Source organism: Caballeronia sp. LZ024 (genome assembly GCF_031451455.1).
GTDB classification, from domain to species: domain Bacteria; phylum Pseudomonadota; class Gammaproteobacteria; order Burkholderiales; family Burkholderiaceae; genus Caballeronia; species Caballeronia telluris.
On the sequence record NZ_JARUXL010000002.1, the window covers coordinates 475,967 to 491,657 of the forward strand.

At 59.1% G+C, this 15,691-nt stretch carries 17 protein-coding genes; 5 read left to right on the forward strand and 12 right to left on the reverse strand.

The window, feature by feature from the left end; all coding sequences use genetic code 11:
• The first annotated feature begins 182 nt into the window (after positions 1-182).
• The 5 genes from QCE48_RS17305 to hutG are packed head-to-tail and all read left to right on the forward strand — an operon-like array spanning position 183 to position 4,102.
• Positions 183-932, forward strand: a complete 750-nt coding sequence (locus tag QCE48_RS17305) for an IclR family transcriptional regulator (protein ID WP_309784660.1) — start codon at positions 183-185, stop codon at positions 930-932.
• 28 nt (positions 933-960) lie between these two features.
• A complete protein-coding gene (locus QCE48_RS17310; protein WP_309784661.1) occupies positions 961-1,716 on the forward strand; it encodes a transporter substrate-binding domain-containing protein in 756 nt (251 codons plus the stop codon).
• 18 nt (positions 1,717-1,734) lie between these two features.
• Entirely contained in the window at positions 1,735-2,403 is a 669-nt protein-coding gene (locus QCE48_RS17315; RefSeq protein WP_309784662.1) for an amino acid ABC transporter permease, read from the forward strand.
• Positions 2,400-3,167, forward strand: a complete 768-nt coding sequence (locus QCE48_RS17320; RefSeq protein ID WP_309784663.1) for an amino acid ABC transporter ATP-binding protein — start codon at positions 2,400-2,402, stop codon at positions 3,165-3,167. Before QCE48_RS17315 ends, QCE48_RS17320 begins: the two co-directional genes overlap by 4 nt.
• Positions 3,164-4,102, forward strand: a complete 939-nt coding sequence (gene hutG, locus QCE48_RS17325; RefSeq protein ID WP_309784664.1) for a formimidoylglutamase — start codon at positions 3,164-3,166, stop codon at positions 4,100-4,102. The genes QCE48_RS17320 and hutG overlap by 4 nt, the downstream gene beginning before the upstream one ends.
• A 51-nt stretch (positions 4,103-4,153) precedes the next feature.
• Here the strand turns inward: hutG and QCE48_RS17330 are convergent, their stop codons facing one another.
• The 12 genes from QCE48_RS17330 to QCE48_RS17385 form a co-directional block, all read right to left on the reverse strand.
• Positions 4,154-4,336: a hypothetical protein gene (locus QCE48_RS17330; RefSeq protein ID WP_309784665.1), complete on the reverse strand. Its 183-nt coding sequence runs from the start codon at positions 4,334-4,336 to the stop codon at positions 4,154-4,156.
• 117 nt (positions 4,337-4,453) lie between these two features.
• Positions 4,454-4,795, reverse strand: a complete 342-nt coding sequence (locus QCE48_RS17335; RefSeq protein WP_309784666.1) for a diguanylate cyclase domain-containing protein — start codon at positions 4,793-4,795, stop codon at positions 4,454-4,456.
• 170 nt (positions 4,796-4,965) lie between these two features.
• Positions 4,966-6,027: a maleylacetate reductase gene (locus QCE48_RS17340; protein WP_309784668.1), complete on the reverse strand. Its 1,062-nt coding sequence runs from the start codon at positions 6,025-6,027 to the stop codon at positions 4,966-4,968.
• Positions 6,028-6,064: 37 nt separating this feature from the next.
• On the reverse strand, positions 6,065-6,361 hold the full coding sequence (locus tag QCE48_RS17345) for a Dabb family protein (RefSeq protein WP_309784669.1): 297 nt from the start codon (positions 6,359-6,361) through the stop codon (positions 6,065-6,067).
• 142 nt (positions 6,362-6,503) lie between these two features.
• Positions 6,504-7,727 (reverse strand): multiple monosaccharide ABC transporter permease, encoded by a 1,224-nt coding sequence (gene mmsB / locus QCE48_RS17350; protein WP_404982568.1) that lies wholly within the window; start codon positions 7,725-7,727, stop codon positions 6,504-6,506.
• Positions 7,705-9,243, reverse strand: coding sequence for a multiple monosaccharide ABC transporter ATP-binding protein (gene mmsA, locus QCE48_RS17355; protein ID WP_309784670.1), 1,539 nt, complete (start codon positions 9,241-9,243; stop codon positions 7,705-7,707). Before mmsA ends, mmsB begins: the two co-directional genes overlap by 23 nt.
• Before the next feature lie 88 nt (positions 9,244-9,331).
• Complete coding sequence (gene chvE, locus QCE48_RS17360) at positions 9,332-10,402, reverse strand: multiple monosaccharide ABC transporter substrate-binding protein (RefSeq protein ID WP_309784672.1); 1,071 nt, start codon at positions 10,400-10,402, stop codon at positions 9,332-9,334.
• A 98-nt stretch (positions 10,403-10,500) separates the two neighbouring features.
• Positions 10,501-11,589, reverse strand: coding sequence for a Gfo/Idh/MocA family oxidoreductase (locus tag QCE48_RS17365; protein WP_309784674.1), 1,089 nt, complete (start codon positions 11,587-11,589; stop codon positions 10,501-10,503).
• A gap of 24 nt (positions 11,590-11,613) precedes the next feature.
• Positions 11,614-12,606: an inositol 2-dehydrogenase gene (iolG, locus tag QCE48_RS17370; protein ID WP_309784675.1), complete on the reverse strand. Its 993-nt coding sequence runs from the start codon at positions 12,604-12,606 to the stop codon at positions 11,614-11,616.
• A 41-nt stretch (positions 12,607-12,647) separates the two neighbouring features.
• Complete coding sequence (locus QCE48_RS17375) at positions 12,648-13,643, reverse strand: TIM barrel protein (protein WP_309784676.1); 996 nt, start codon at positions 13,641-13,643, stop codon at positions 12,648-12,650.
• A complete protein-coding gene (locus tag QCE48_RS17380; RefSeq protein WP_309784678.1) occupies positions 13,592-14,512 on the reverse strand; it encodes an intradiol ring-cleavage dioxygenase in 921 nt (306 codons plus the stop codon). The genes QCE48_RS17375 and QCE48_RS17380 overlap by 52 nt, the downstream gene beginning before the upstream one ends.
• Before the next feature lie 135 nt (positions 14,513-14,647).
• Positions 14,648-15,562 (reverse strand): LysR family transcriptional regulator, encoded by a 915-nt coding sequence (locus QCE48_RS17385; RefSeq protein WP_309784679.1) that lies wholly within the window; start codon positions 15,560-15,562, stop codon positions 14,648-14,650.
• Between the last annotated feature and the right edge of the window lie 129 nt (positions 15,563-15,691).

The following is a 15,691-nucleotide window of genomic DNA, read 5'->3' on the forward strand; positions in this document are numbered from 1 at the left end:
CTCCGCTGGAAAATCGCAACGCGTCCGTGTGCGCGCGACCACCGTCTCGCACGCAGCGATTTTGGGTGCATGGTCCGGGAAAACCCTGCACTTCAATTCCCATTCGATGGGAAAGCGGTTTTTGACACGCGAGAAACTTCTGGCATTCTCTGCCCATCGCTATTCGGCTTTGGTGTCGCTTCTTGAACCACGATCAATCCGTCACGGGTGCAGAACGGGTCCTTCTCGTATTGGCCGCGCTTTCCAGTCATGGCCAAGCCATGTCCGCGAAGGATCTGCTCGGCGTGACCGGACTGGCGCAAAGCACGCTCTATAGACAGATCGCGCTCCTCAAGCGCTGGGGTTTCGTCGCCGAGCACGCGGGCTACTATGCCCCGGGGCCGATCAGCCTCCAGCTTGCGCACGGTTTCGATGTTAACTCGCTGCTCGTCGAAGCGAGCCGCAATGAAATGCAGAAGCTTGCGCGCATCTCTCAGGAAAGCGTGGGGTTGGTCGTCGCGGTCAAGAATCAGGTGATGTGCGTCGAAATGTTCGACAGCGAGCATTCCCTGCGTTGCTCGTTCGAAAGAGGACGAGCCGTGCCGCTCAGGGCCGGCGCGTCGGCCAAGTCGTTATTGGCCTTCATGACCGACAAGGTACGCGCCGACGTCCTGAACAGCGTGTTTCACGGTGACGCCGCTGGCCGCGCAACCATCGAAACCGAGCTGGAAGAAATCCGGGCACAGGGCTACGCCGTGAGTGACAGCGAAGTTGATCCCGGCGTGTGGGGCGTCAGCGCTCCGATCTTTCACCGGATCGGGCGTGCGGCGAGCAGTGGCGCCTCGATCACGTTGATGGCGCCCTCCACCCGCGCCGTGGGGCGCGAGAGCCAATTTATCGACGCCACCGTGCGAGCCGCGCGATGCATTTCCGAGCGCATGCAAACCGACTGACCCGCCTATTCCCGAAAGGACCTTGGACATGAAACTGCAACGACTCTTTTCTCTCGCGTGCATTGCATTTGCTGCGACCTTCGCGGCGCTTCCGCTTAGCGCGGCCGCGCAGACTCCGGATGTCGTGCGCGTGGCGACCGATGCCACCTTCCCGCCGATGGAGTTCACCGAGAACGGCGCGCGCACCGGTTTCGACGTCGACGTCATGAACGCGCTCGTCAAGTCGATGGGCAAGCGGGTCGAATGGACCGACATCGACTTCAAAGGGCTGATCCCGGGCTTGATTGCCCATCGCTTCGATGCCGCCATTTCCGGGATCTACATCACCGACGAGCGCAGCAAGGTGGTCGATTTCACCGAACCGTACTTTGCCGGCGGGCTCGTTGCACTGGTCAAGAGCAGTTCGCCGATCAAGACGGTTGCCGACCTCAATGGCAAGAAGGTCTCCGTGCAGGTCGGCACGAAGTCGGTGAATTTCCTGCGCGACAACTTCCCTCAAATCACGCGCGTCGAAGTCGAAAAGAATCAGGAGATGTTCGATCTGGTCGGGATCGGCCGGGCGGACGCGGCGGTGACCGGCAAACCGGCTGCCTTGCAACTGGCCAAGACGCGTCCGGGTTTCCGCGTCCTCGACAAGCAGCTGACCACCGAAGCCTATGGGATCGCCGTGCGCAAGGACGCGCCCGAACTGAAGGCCGCGTTCAACGCAGCGCTCGTGAAGATCAAAGCGGATGGCACGTATGCGGCCATCGTTCGCAAGTGGTTCGGCGCCGACTCGCAATAAACGGACTTAGCCAGAAAAATGGAACTCGACTTCTCGCCGGTCCTGGCCGGCTGGACGGACATCGCGCACGGCGCGGTGGTGACGGTGGAGGTGACCGCCGCCGCACTCGCGCTGAGTTGCGTGCTTGGCTTGCTGATCGGTATCGGCAGGCTCACACCGCAGCGACGCATCGTCTACGGCTTTTGCACCGCCTACCTGACTTTCTTCCGTGGCACGCCGTTGCTCGTGCAATTGTTTCTGCTGTTCTTCGGCTTGCCGCAATTCGGCATTTTGCTGCCGGCGTTCGTGTGCGGCATGCTCGGGCTGGGACTCTATTCGGCGGCCTATGTCTCCGAGATCGTGCGCGGCGCGATTCAATCGGTGGATCGAGGTCAGATGGAGGCCGCGCGTTCGATCGGCATGTCGTCGGGGCAGGCGATGCGCGCCGTGATCCTGCCGCAGGCGATCGTGCGGATGATTCCGCCGCTCGGCAACGAGTTCATCGCGCTGATCAAGAATTCGGCGCTCGTCTCGCTCTTGACGATCGACGATCTCATGCATGAAGGACAGAAGATCATCAGCGTCTCGTACCGGTCGCTCGAAGTCTACCTGGCGATCGCGCTGGTGTATCTCGTGCTGACCCAGGTGACGAATTACGCGCTGCATCGCGTCGAACGTCGTCTGCGTGCAGGAGGAATGGTGCAATGAAAAACACCTCTCAACCCATCGTCCAGATTCGCGGACTGACCAAATCGTTCGGCTCGCATGTCGTGTTGAACGGCATCGACTTCGACATTCAGCCGCAGCAGGTCGTCGTCGTGATCGGCCCCAGCGGCTCGGGCAAGAGCACGTTCTTGCGCTGCTGCAACGGCCTGGAGCAAGCAGAAGGCGGCACGGTCGACGTCTGCGGCCATCGACTGGTGGATCACGGCGTGATGCTCAAGGAGCGGTCCCTCAACGCGTTGCGGACCGAAGTAGGCATGGTGTTCCAGTCGTTCAATCTGTTCCCGCATCTTTCTGTACTGCATAACATCACCGTCGGTCCACGCATGCTGCGTGGCACGCCCAAGGCCGAGGCCGAAGCACAGGCTCTAGCGCTGCTGGAAAAGGTCGGCCTTGGGCACAAGGCCGCCGTGATGCCGGCGAGCCTGTCGGGCGGTCAGAAGCAGCGCGTCGCCATCGCCCGCGCGCTCGCGATGCGCCCTCGCGTGATGCTGTTCGATGAGCCGACTTCCGCGCTGGACCCGGAGCTGGTGGGCGAGGTGCTTCAGGTGATGAAGCTGCTTGCAAGCGAAGGCATGACGATGGTGGTCGTGACGCACGAGATGGGCTTCGCGAAGGAAGTCGCAGACGTGGTCGTCGTCATGGACGGAGGCGTGATCGTCGAAGCCGGGCCGCCATCGACGATTTTCTCGGCGCCGTCGCAACCGCGCACGCGCGCCTTCCTGCAAGCGGTCTTGTCGCGCTCATGAACGTCACCTTCGATCAAAACGTGTGGCGCGGCCGCTCTGATACGCAAGAGCCCGGCGACACCCGGCGTGTGTTCAACCAGATCGTTCCGCTCGTGAAGGGCCAGCAAATCGACGATGCCGCCGTGATCATCGGTTTCTGTTCCGACGAAGGCGTGCGCCGCAACCAGGGCCGGGTCGGCGCGGCACACGGTCCGAAGCAATTGAGAGCGGCACTCGCGGGCCTGCCGGCGAAGGCATCGTCGACCGTATTCGATGCGGGCGACGTCGTCTGTGACGATGGAAGTCTCGAAGCCGCGCAAGCTGATCTGGCACGCGTCATCAGTGAAGTACTCGCGTGCGGCGGACGGCCGATCGTGTTCGGCGGCGGCCATGAAGTGGCATGGGGGACCTACAGCGGATTGCGCGAGCATCTAGGCGGCACGGGCGAGCGCCGGCTCATGATTTTGAACTTCGATGCGCATTTCGATTTACGGCAGTCGCGACCGGCGAGTTCAGGCACGCCGTTCGATCAGATCGCCTGCGATTGCGCAGCGCGCGGCCTGCCGTTCGACTACGTGTGTCTGGGCGTCAGCGACCTCGCGAACACGGCCGCGCTTTTCGAGCGTGCGCGTGAACTCGGCGTGCGCTACGTGCTCGACACGGACATGCAGGAGTCGCAGCTCGCGAAACGGCTGGACGAACTGGAGCGCATGATCGACGCGGCCGACGACATCTATCTGACCATCGACCTGGACGTGCTTCCCGGCGGCGCCGCTCCCGGTGTATCGGCGCCGGCGGTGTTGGGCGTGCCGCTGTCGGTCGTCGAGGCGATGGTCAGGCACGTGCGTGCATCTGGAAAACTGCGGGCAGCGGATATCGCCGAGTGCAACCCCGCCTTCGATCACGACCGACGCACGGCCCTCGCCGCAGCGCGGCTGGCGCATCGTTTGTTATAGCGCCTTAATGCGCGGCAGCGATCACTCGTCAACGGATCTTCCTCGTGATGATCAACGTTCGAGCCCCGCGACCGCGGCCTGTTTTCGGATCGCGGACACGACGCCGATTCGCCTGAAGAGTTCGGGCGGCAGCCAGTTGGGTTCATCGAGACTCAGCGCATCGGTCAGGTGTTGCAACTGCGATCCGACGGCCATTTCGCCCAGCAGCTTGCCGTACATGCTTCCCTTCAACACACCGGCTCCTTCTTCTTCGAGCAGGCGACATTGCGCGGCAGCGTGTCGGCGAGTCCGCGAATCAGCGCGGCCGGCTGCACGAAAAAGCATATTCTCTCGCGCGCCAATGAAATTCGGTCAACCAGCGCATACAGGCGCCCCGACCGAGTTTTCGACCTTTAGCCGACGAACCGCCGTAGCGCCAAACCCGTCCTCGAAAATGACGCTGCGATGGGGACCGCCCTTCTTCGCTGCGTACATCGCAACGTCCGCCTTCTTTAGCAGCGGCTCTGCCTCGTCACCATGCTCCGGGAAGGTGCTGATGCCCACGCTCAGGCCCACGCGCAAATCGGCGCCGCAAAAAGTGACTGGCGCTCTGACTGAGTCGATCAGCGTGGCCGCCATAGCGCGCGGTCCACTCGCCGGGTTGGCATCAAGGGCGTGGTCGCCGGTGACAAGGTTCGATCTCATGCTGAACATGAGCGCGATGCTCGGAGTGTGTTCCGCTAGACGTTCAGTCAATCGGCAACCGGTGCTCGCCGCGCCAACGGGTATAGACCAAAATAGCACGATGAACTGCCCTCAACCCAGCTAACGACCCGCGCACGGAGAACTTGCTCCGAGCGCCAGAGAAATGCGCCTCTCGACCCTTATGCTGTCGGAAGAGCCCCCTCCCACGCACGCTGAAGAAGTGCCCTGAGGGGCTCCTTTTCAATCGGCCGAGGGTTCCAGTACGGGTTCGACAAAGCCACCTCGCACGCATAATCGAGATCTGCTTCTCCCAAGCCAATCTCCCGAAGGCCTTGCGGAACACCAAGCTCTTCATTGAGTTTATAAAGCCCGTCAGGCGCCGCATCTACGTTCAAAGCCCTTGCGATTCGGCCCATCGCGTCGACGGCAACTACACTGTTATATGCGAGCGCATGAGGCAGGACGATTGCGTGCGTCTCCGCGTGAGGAAGGTTGAACGTTCCCCCTAACGTGTGGCACAGCTTGTGATGAAGCGCCATCCCGACATTTCCGAGCACCATCCCGCACAGCCACGCGCCATACAGGCACTCGCTGCGCGCGGTCTTGTCGCTTCCGTTCTTCTTTACACGGCGCAGGCCATTGGCAAGCGAGCGGATACCCTCTTCCGCCATCAGCGACATCACCGGATTTCCGTCCTGTGCGTACAGCCCCTCGGCAGCGTGGGCGATGGCGTTCAATCCGCTCACAATCGAAAGCTTAACGGGAAGCCCTACGGTCAGTTCCGGGTCGTACAGAACCGTCTTCGGGATGACCTTGGCGTCACGCCCTGTTTTCTTCAGGCCGTCTTCGGTTATTCCATAGATGGGCGTCATCTCCGACCCGGCGTAGGTCGTTGGAATCGCGATAATCGGTAACGACGATTCGAGCGCAATCGCCTTGCCGAGGCCAATCGTCGAACCGCCGCCAATCGCCACGGCGCAGTCGGCCCCGACTTCCTTCGCGTGTTTGCGCGCGCGGCGGGCATTCTCGATGGGAACATGCATCTGGGCGCCATCGAAGACCCCAGCGCTCGAAGGACCGAGCAGCGATGACACCACCTCGGCTTGAGCTTTCTGGTCGGGGGTACAGAGAACCAATGCCCGGCGCGCCCCCAATGCCTCGACTTCTTGCTGAATCAGCTTCATGCTTCCAGCGCCGAACACGACTCTTGCCGCCTGCGTGGTATAGGTGAATTGATACATGCGATTTGCTTCCTGTGTCGTCAGCGGTGCAACTCGTTTAGATGTAGTCGACCTGATGCCGAGCGATACGCACATCACCCACGACCTGCTTCACTCGCAGATGCTCAGGATGCGACGCATACGCGTCGAGCGATTCCTGACTCTCGAACTCGGTGTACAAGACGACGTCGCAAGCGTAGTCCACAGCGCTAACGTCCATGCCGACTTCAAGCCTGGTGAGTCCGGGAATCTTCCCGCTCAGACTTTCGAATGCGGTCTTTACCAGCAACGCGGACTCCCTCTTTTGCTGAGGAGTCTCACCTCGAACATCCCACATCACAATATGCTTGACCATATTTATTTCCTGTAGCGTCACTTATGAACACGCCAAATGTTCGAGATGCACTCTCATACTCAAGGATGCACGCCAGCCGATCCCTTCACACGCCAGAACACGGCTGAGTTCTTAACCTGGTCTGCTGCGAGAGAAGGCGGCGTTATGCCTTGTTTTTGTTGTACACATCGACGAACACAGCGGCCAGCAGGACGATGCCCTTGATGACCTGCTGGTAGTCCACGCCAATGCCCATGATAGACATGCCGTTGTTCATCACGCCCATGATGAAGGCCCCCACGACCGCACCGACGACTTTCCCTACACCGCCCGAGGCCGAAGCGCCGCCGATAAAGCATGCTGCGATAACGTCCAGCTCGAAACCCGTGCCGGCCTTTGGCGTTCCGCTATTCAGACGTGCAGCGAAAATCAAACCGGCCAGCGCGGCAAGGATGCCCATATTGACAAAAGTGAGGAAGCTCACTGCCGGAACACTGACCCCGGACAAGCGTGCGGCCTTAGAGTTGCCGCCTACCGCGTAGATGCGTCGACCAATCGTCGTGCGATTCATAATGAACGTGTACACGCCAATCAACACGCCCATGATGACCAGTACTGTCGGCAAGCCGCGATAGGAAGCCAGCAAGTAGCAAAAGCCAACGATAAGGGCCGTAAGCACGACATTCTTGGTCACGAACATTGCGAACGAGCCACTTTCAACGCCATGCTTCGCTGCACCAGCGCGATGTCGAAGCTCAATCACAAAGAAGAGAACACCGACGAACACGCCGAGGAGAATCGAGGTTAAGTGAAGCGTCTGACCGTGGAAGAGGTCGGGAAGGAAACCCGAACTTACGGCACCGAATGCATTCGGGAACGGACCAATGGACTGTCCCTGGAGCACCAGGTTTGTCAAACCACGGAAAACCAGCATACCGGCTAAGGTCACGATGAACGAGGGCATCCGCCAGAACGCAATCCAGTAGCCTTGCATGGCGCCGATCAGCCCGCCGGCCACGAGACAAATGATGGTTGCCCAAACGTAATTGACTTCGTACTGCACCATCAAAACCGCCGCCAACGCACCCACCAAACCCGCCGTCGAGCCCACGGAGAGATCGATATGCCCGGAGACAATCACCATTAGCATGCCAAGCGCCATGATGACGATATAACTGTTCTGAAGCACCAGATTGGTCAGATTGAGCGGTTGCATCAGCACGCCGCTCGTCGACACCTGAAAGAACGCCATGATGATGACGAGCGAAAGGAGCAGACCGTACTCGCTGCCAATACGCTTGACCATCCCGAACAGTTCGCTTTTCTTGAGTTCGGCGCCGTCGGGGGCTACCGGAGAGAGTGCCTTACGCATTTTGAATGTCTCCATTTCGCATAATTGCCCGCATGATGCTTTCCTGCGACGCTTCTTCTGCGGTTAATTCGCCGACGAATCGGCCCTCGTTCATGACATAGATGCGGTCACACATGCCAAGTAGCTCGGGCATCTCCGAGGAAATCATGACCACACACTTACCCGCGGCGACCGCCTGATTGATGATGTTGTAAATCTCGTATTTCGCTCCCACATCGATGCCCCGCGTTGGCTCGTCGAGAATCAACACTTCGGGCTCGGAAAACAGCCATTTGCTGATGACGACCTTTTGCTGATTACCGCCAGACAAGTTGCCGACGACGTGCGTCACGCCTTGCGCGCGAATTCGAAGCTTTTTGAGGAAATCGGTCGCGACCGTGATCTCCTCGTGCTCGTCGACGACGCCGAACTTCGAGACACCGGACAGGTTCGCTAGCGTGATGTTCCGCTTGATGTTGTCGTCCAGAAGTAGACCATTGCCTTTCCGGTCTTCCGTCACGTAGGCGATACCCGCTTTGATCGCTTTCTTGACCGATGAAGTGTCGACCTGCTTTCCGTGCATCAGTACCTGGCCTGTGATGCCCTGGCCGTATGTGCCGCCGAAAACGCTCATGGCGAGCTCGGTGCGCCCGGAACCCATTAGTCCGGCGATACCCACGATTTCGCCCTTGCGCGCCTTCAGATTTACGCCCTTGAGGACAGCGCGGTCGCGCTGCGTGGGATGCTGCACGCGCCAATCCTTGACTTCGAAAATCACGTCGCCGATATCCGGCGTGCGCGGCGGATATCGGTCCGACATCTCCCGGCCAACCATCGCCTTGATGATGCGGTCCTCCGTCACATTGTCTTTGCCGCAGTCGAGCTCGTCGACCGTCGAGCCGTCACGGATGACCGTGATGCCATCTGCGACGCGCGAAATCTCGTTCAGTTTGTGCGAGATGATGATTGACGTCACGCCTCGCGCTTTCAGTTCAAGCAGTAGAGTAAGAAGCGTGTCGCTGTCTTTCTCATTCAAACTGGCAGTGGGCTCGTCCAGAATCAGCAGGCGAACTTCTTTCGACAATGCCTTCGCGATCTCGATAAGCTGTTGCTTTCCGATTCCAAGCGCACCGACCATCGAGTCGGGAGAATCCGAAAGCCCTACTTTCGCCAACAGCTCTTTCGCCTTTGCGCGGGAAACTTGCCAGTCAATGACACCGCGCCTGGACTGCTCGTTACCAAGAAAGATGTTCTCGGTAATCGAAAGCATGGGCACGAGGGCGAGTTCCTGGTGAATGATGATGATCCCGACTTCCTCGCTGTCGGAAATATCGCCGAATGCACGCTCCGCACCGTCATAAAGGACGTCGCCGGAGTACGTGCCGTGCGGATAAACGCCACTGAGTATCTTCATCAGGGTCGATTTTCCCGCGCCATTTTCTCCGCAAATGGCATGAATCTCGCCCTGGCGCACCTTCAGATTCACGTTATTCAGCGCTTTGACCGCGCCAAAGCTCTTCTGAATTGCGCGCATCTCCAAAATGGTATCCATAGTCAAACTCCTCGTTGGTCACGCTCATGGCGTGATGGCGTGGATGCGATTCGCACAAGACCCTCACCCACGCCGACGCGCGGATGCCCTACTTGACTTGGGCTTGCGTGTAGTAACCGCTCGTCACCAACTCGGACTGGTAATTGGCCTTGTCGACGAGAATCGGCTTTACGAGGTAGGTCGGAACAATCTTGGCGCCATTGTTGTAGCTTTTCGTGTCGTTGACGGGCACTTGCTTGCCGCTCAGTGCGTTGTCGACCATGTCGGCTGCCACGCTAGCGAGTTTGCGCGTGTCCTTGAATACGGTTGACGTCTGGTCACCCCGAACAATGTTCTTCACGTTCTGAACGTCCGCGTCTTGTCCCGTGATGATGGGCATCGCTTGCTGACCCGAACCATATCCCACGCCTTTGAGAGACGAGATAATGCCGATCGCCAGCGCGTCGTTCGGCGCCCAGACGGCATCGAGATGGTCCTTGCCATAGAATGCGCTCAGCAAATTGTCCATTCGCGCTTGGGCGGTCGCGCCATCCCAATTGCGTGTCGCGACTTTCTCGAAGGCAATCTGTTTGCTGCGAATCACAAACTTGCCGCTATCGAGATACGGCTTCAGAACCGACATGCCGCCCGCGTAGACCATATGCGCGTTGTTATCATCCGATGAGCCGCCGAAAATCTCGATGTTGAACGGCGTCGTGCTACCCGCTTTTTGCCAGGCGCTGACAATGCTTTGTCCCTGCAGAACACCGACGCCATAGTTATCGAAGGTCGCGTAGTAGTCAACGTCCTTGGTCTGGCTAATCAGGCGGTCATACGAGATGACCTTGATGCCCTTTTTCTGCGCGAGGGCCAGCGCGTCAGAGAACGTCTTGCCATCGATAGGCGCGATGACCAGTGCCTTGACACCTTTCGCAAGCATGTTTTCGACCTGGTTGACCTGCGTCGGAACGTCGTAGTTGGCGTATTGCAGGTCGGACGAGTAACCTTTCGCCTTCAGCGCGTCGACCATGCTTTTTCCGTCGGTAATCCAGCGGGACTCGGTCTTGTCGGGCAGTGAGATTCCCACTACACCTTTGTCTTGGGCAAAGGCAATCCCATACGTTGCCGAGAAAGCCGCCGAAGCGGCCAGGATGACCGCAATACTCTTGATAATCTTCATGACCTTGTCTCCTAATTAGGAATGCGTATTTATGTTTCCGATTTGTGTGGTACGGGATCCTCGAATGACGCTCACGCGAGCGTCACTCATTCGAACCTTTACTCGATAAAGGCCTCAGCGCCTGCGTCCTTCGAGGAAGCGAACATGGCCTCGATGACCCGGCTGATGTTGTACGCCTGGGTGGCGGGGACGACGGACTGCGTGCCGTTACGCAAGGCGTCGAAGAACGCGGTTGACTCACGGTCGAAGTACACCGGATTACCAATCTCAGCGATATCGGGCGAATACTCCGTTTTCTTCGTCGCCCAGATTTCCGGGAAGCTGGTCTCCTGCCACTCGGTCCACCCCTCGGGATGGTCGCCTTTGCCTGCGTCGTAGATCTTGTAGCTCGCGGGCAGCGAGCGGGACGACATGATGCCTTCGGTCCCGTAAGCGGTGATGTCCCAGCTCTCGGTCCACGGCAGAACATCCCAGGACATGAAGTCGATGGTGACAATCTTGTCTTCGTAGTTCAGCACCCCGCCCGCCGCATCTTCACGCGATTCATCGCCGTGAAAATTCGGGAACTTCGTGATACGCGCGTTGACCGAGCGCGGCAAGCCAAAATGCAGAAGAATGCGGTCGATGAGGTGGCAGCCAATAACGAACACGGCACCGCCAATGTCACCCGGCTGAGTCATGTGCGGCGTGCCCGCTTCGTCATGTGAACAGCCACCGTGCGCCCGCACCTGCACGACTTTGCCGAGACGGCCGCTCTTGAGGGCGGCTTGCATGGCGTCGACCGAAGGAGCAAACCGCCAGCAATAGCCGACTTGCACGAGTCCGCCAGTACGTTCCACCGCATCGACGATGCGCTTGGCATCGACCGAACTGCGACCGGCGGGCTTTTCGCACAATACCGCCTTGCCCGCTTCGAGGGCCTCGATGGTCAGGTCGGCCATCTTCTCGCTCTTCGAGTGGACGAGCACGACATGGACATTCTCGTCCGCCAGGATGTCTTCCTTCGATCGGGCTTCGAGGCCCAGCGCATCGACGAACGGTGTGAGCAGCGGGCTCTTATCCCACGCGCCGAGCATTCTTGCATCGGTCCGGCGCTGAATGGCCTTGACTCGCCCGGACGTATGCGGGTGAGTGATGCCGAGACATGCAACGCCGAGTGTTTCGTCGGGACCAATCTTTCGCGTCATGACTTTTCTCCTCCGATTTCCCAATTACACTTTCACTGCTTTGCCCGTCAGCGCGGACTCGAGTGCGGCATCCGCCAGGCGTAACGCCTTCAGGCCGTCCTGAACAGACGTCGGCAGCGGCGAATTCGTGTTCAGCGCATCGACGAAGGCGTCGAGCTCAGCCTTGTACGCCTCCACATAGCGCTCGAGGAAGAAGTTGAGGAGCGGCTCCCGCACATCGGTGGCTTCCTTGGACCAGCGTCGAATCGTCGACGGACGAAGGTTTTCTTGCAGAAGCATTCCCTTCGAGCCTGACACTTCCATCCGCTGGTCGTAGCCATACACGGCTTCGCGGCAGCAGTTGATGTGGCATTGCTTGCCAGAGGCGGTGCGCAATTGCACCATCACCGTATCGAAGTCGGTCAGTTCCTCAAGCGATTCGTCGACGAGGCGACTTGCCATCGCCATGACTTCAACCGGCTCTTCTCCGAGCAGCCAGCGAGCCATGTCCAGGTCGTGGATGACCATATCGCGAAAGATGCCGCCTGAGTGCTCGACATAGTCGCGCGGAGGCATACCCGGGTCGCGGCTCGAAATGATGACCTGACGGACTTCGCCAACGTTACCCGCATCAATCGCCTTGCGGAACGCCTGCGACGTCGGGTCGAAACGACGATTGAATGCAAGCATGACCCGGCCACCGAGGCGTTCGACTTCGTTTGCTGCGGCGAGCGACTTGTCCATATCCAGGTCGATGGGCTTCTCGCACAGCACGGCCTTGCCGCGCTTGACCGCCTCGAGCATCAACGTGATGTGCGTGTCGGTGGGCGTGCCGATGACGACGGCGTCGATGTCGTTTCGTTCCAGCACGGCCGCCGGGTCCGTCGAAGCCTCGCAACCCAGCTTGCTCGCTAGCGCCTGCGCTGCGCTTTGAACCGGGTCCGCTACCACGACCAGTTTTGCATTCGGGCTTGCGGCAACGTTGCCAGCGTGAATTCGGCCAATGCGGCCCGCACCGAGAACAGCGATTCGAATCATGTGAGTCTCCTGAATTACGTTATCGTCGAATTTGAACGGCGTTAAGCGGTGGCCGTGGGCGTGGCCGAGAACTGCGCGGCGGTGGTGTCGTATGCGCGCTTTGCCATCTCGTCGAGCGGGAGTTTCCGGTGCACCTCGGAGATAAGTTCCACGCCGTAGTAAGGTAAGGTGCAGCCTGCTTGCTCAAGCGCATCGACGAAAGCGCGACAGTCGCCTGCTCCTTCGCCGCAAAGCTGGCGGTTGAAGGTCGAGTCGTCGAATAGCGAGCCCTTGACGTGTGCGCCAACGTCGTCAAGCTCGACACCCTTGATGAAGCGAGCAGGAATTTGCGCGACCTCGCTGTACGGCGTGTTGGCGCGCGCAACATGCCAATGGTCGACCATCAGCCCGCCGTTGGGCTGGTTTGCACCTTCTGCAACCTTCAGCGCCTCCGCGACGTTTCGGATGGGAGAGAAAGGCATGAACTCGATGGCGACCGTCGCGTTGACCGTCGCCACGTCGCTGCAAAGCCTTGCGAATTCCTCGGTCATGCGGTCGAAGTCGGCCGGATTCTTGTCGAAGGGACTCGCGCCGACTTTCAGATTGCGCATGCCCAACTCGCCACCCAGTTCGATGAAGCGACGACGGCAATTGTCCGACTGGACCCGCGCTTCCCCGTCGAAGTACCAGTCCATCAGGATTTCGAGTTCGAAGTACTTCATGCCCGTGTCATCCAGAATCTTCTTGATCCCGGACAGCCCGTACTTCTCGATGCTGTATTCGAGGTCGTCGAGAATGAGACCGACGCCGCTCCAGCCCGCTCGCGAAGCTGCTTCGCAGCGCTCGCGCAGCGAGAACGGACTGATTTCGTTCTGCGCACACGGATAAACGTCGCCGGCGAGGGTCCAGTACGCGGCCAACAGCTCTTTCTTCGCGGTCATATGTAGTATTCCTGTGTCTCTCGATTTCATCGGTTTTCGGACGGCACACCCTGCGTGCCGAACGGTTACGGGTGTGCCGCCGTGGGCTTGCTGGACGTCGCGAGGGTGAAGTCCCACCACACAGTCCAAAATGGTGGCGAGAACCCGACGCGCTTCGCAACTTCCGGGTCGTGAACCTGTTTGAATTCAGCGATGAGTTCGCGCTTAACCCCGAAAACTGCGTCTTCAGACAGATACGGGCAGTCGGGCGTGAAGATATGCGTGACGACTGGGTCGAAGCCCGGGGCCGTCACGATGAAATGCAAGTGAGCAGCGCGATTCGGGTGCCGACCCATTGCACCAAGGAGCTTTCCGACAGGACCGTCCGAGGGAATTGGATAGTGGCGCGGCTTGACGGACTTGAACCAGTAACGACCTTCGCTATCTGAAGTAAAAACGCCGCGAAGATTTGAGTCAGGCTGAATCCCTTTTTGCTGCACGTCATAGAAGCCGTCGTCGTTGGTCTGCCACACCTCGAGCTTCGCGTCAGGAACCGGGTTTCCCTTGATATCGGTTACGCGACCTTCTACAACCATGGGTTCGCCCTTTCCGTCCAGGCAGATGTTCGTGCCGTTGGCGTACTCGGGTGCGTTGGCTACATAGAACGGACCGAGGATAGTGTTCGGTGTTGCCCCGCTCGGCCGACGATGGTTTATTGCATCGACCAGCATGGATACGCCGAGGATGTCCGACAGGAGAATGAACTCTTGGCGCCAGTCAGTGCACATATGGCCCGTCTCTGTCAGGAACTGAACGGCTGCGAACCACTCTTCATGCGTTGGTTCAATTTCCTTCACCGCGGCGTGCAGATGCTTGACCAGAATCGACATGACCTGACGCAAGCGGGCGTCGGCGTCTTCACCCATGCGAGCATTGACGACGTCGGCGGAGTAAGCCTCATCGAAGTACGGCAACGAGGACTGAACTGCAGAGGATGCTTTTTGCATTACGTGTCTCCATCGGCCTTTTCGCTAGCTTTGAACCCAGTCTATATTCCATGTGACTGGCAAAACAGAGTTGAAAAGGGAAACTCTTTCGCGCGGAGTGGGAAACCGTCGGGAAGGCGGCCTCGAGCACGAGGCTCACGCGGTCCAATGCCGCTCAAAGTCGTTTTGCTGAAACCGCTCGACGAGCGCGTCAATAAACAACCGGACCTTCACAGGAAGAAATGCCCGGGTCTGAAACGCAATGTTCATGGTCAGTCGAGGGAGGTCCCAGTCGTCGAGCACGGGGACCAGGCGACCGGCTCTCAGGTCGTCGTAGACAATGTATTTCGGCTGAACCAGGATACCCATGCTGTCGAGCGCGGCAACCCTCAATATTTGGCCGTCGTTCGATTCCAGCAACGGCTTCACTTTCACGACCACATTCTCGCCACCGCGTTGGAACGAGAGTTCGCGTGGATTGTCGGCAAGCTGATAATTCAGCAGCCTGTGCTTGGCCACTTCCGCCGGAAAACGAGGAGCGCCGTTTGCCTCGATGTAGCCAGGCGACGCCGCCAATATGCGACGCGTCGATGCCAGCCTTCTTATCGTAATGTTGCTGTCCGGTTCGAGAACCTTCGTTCGAATCGCGACGTCGACGCCATTCTCGATAATGTCGTAGTAACGGTTAGCCGCGACTACGTCCACCGTGATCTCAGGGTAACGCGCCGTGAAATCCGGCAACATCGGTGCGATGTGCAGCATGCAGAACGACAGCGAAGCGGTGACGCGAAGTACGCCGCTCGGACGAACGACCGCCTCGTTGATCGCTGCTTCGGCTTCGCCGAGGTCTGCAAGGATAGATTTGCAACGCCGATGAAACTCGGCGCCGGCTTCTGTCAGATAAAGGTTGCGAGTGGTTCTGCGAATCAGTTGTGCCCCAAGCCTCGCCTCCAACGAGATGAGATACCGGCTTGCGGCCGAGATGGAAACGTCCACAACTTCGGCCGCCCGGCTGATGCTGCCCGTCTCTGCGACTTCGACGAACAGTTGTAATTCCTTGAAGTGGTCCATACCCTTGCACCGTATCGCTTCTTCTCTCGGCCTGCAGCAACCCCAATGCAGGAGCATGCGCGACAAGGGCAGCAACGTTCTTGTTACGCATGCATCATGCTAGTGCAGCGGCTCTATCTTTATTGGGGT

Excerpts from the sequence above, each read along its gene's own strand:
- QCE48_RS17340 (WP_309784668.1), bottom strand. The coding sequence starts at position 6,027 with ATGTATCAATTCACCTATACCACGCAGGCGGCAAGAGTCGTGTTCGGC.
- mmsB (WP_404982568.1), bottom strand. The coding sequence starts at position 7,727 with ATGGAGACATTCAAAATGCGTAAGGCACTCTCTCCGGTAGCCCCCGAC.
- QCE48_RS17380 (WP_309784678.1), bottom strand. The coding sequence starts at position 14,512 with ATGCAAAAAGCATCCTCTGCAGTTCAGTCCTCGTTGCCGTACTTCGAT.
- hutG (WP_309784664.1), top strand. The coding sequence starts at position 3,164 with ATGAACGTCACCTTCGATCAAAACGTGTGGCGCGGCCGCTCTGATACG.
- QCE48_RS17320 (WP_309784663.1), top strand. The coding sequence starts at position 2,400 with ATGAAAAACACCTCTCAACCCATCGTCCAGATTCGCGGACTGACCAAA.
- QCE48_RS17310 (WP_309784661.1), top strand. The coding sequence starts at position 961 with ATGAAACTGCAACGACTCTTTTCTCTCGCGTGCATTGCATTTGCTGCG.
- QCE48_RS17345 (WP_309784669.1), bottom strand. The coding sequence starts at position 6,361 with ATGGTCAAGCATATTGTGATGTGGGATGTTCGAGGTGAGACTCCTCAG.
- mmsA (WP_309784670.1), bottom strand. The coding sequence starts at position 9,243 with ATGGATACCATTTTGGAGATGCGCGCAATTCAGAAGAGCTTTGGCGCG.
- QCE48_RS17315 (WP_309784662.1), top strand. The coding sequence starts at position 1,735 with ATGGAACTCGACTTCTCGCCGGTCCTGGCCGGCTGGACGGACATCGCG.
- chvE (WP_309784672.1), bottom strand. The coding sequence starts at position 10,402 with ATGAAGATTATCAAGAGTATTGCGGTCATCCTGGCCGCTTCGGCGGCT.
- QCE48_RS17335 (WP_309784666.1), bottom strand. The coding sequence starts at position 4,795 with ATGTTCAGCATGAGATCGAACCTTGTCACCGGCGACCACGCCCTTGAT.
- iolG (WP_309784675.1), bottom strand. The coding sequence starts at position 12,606 with ATGATTCGAATCGCTGTTCTCGGTGCGGGCCGCATTGGCCGAATTCAC.
- QCE48_RS17385 (WP_309784679.1), bottom strand. The coding sequence starts at position 15,562 with ATGGACCACTTCAAGGAATTACAACTGTTCGTCGAAGTCGCAGAGACG.
- QCE48_RS17365 (WP_309784674.1), bottom strand. The coding sequence starts at position 11,589 with ATGACGCGAAAGATTGGTCCCGACGAAACACTCGGCGTTGCATGTCTC.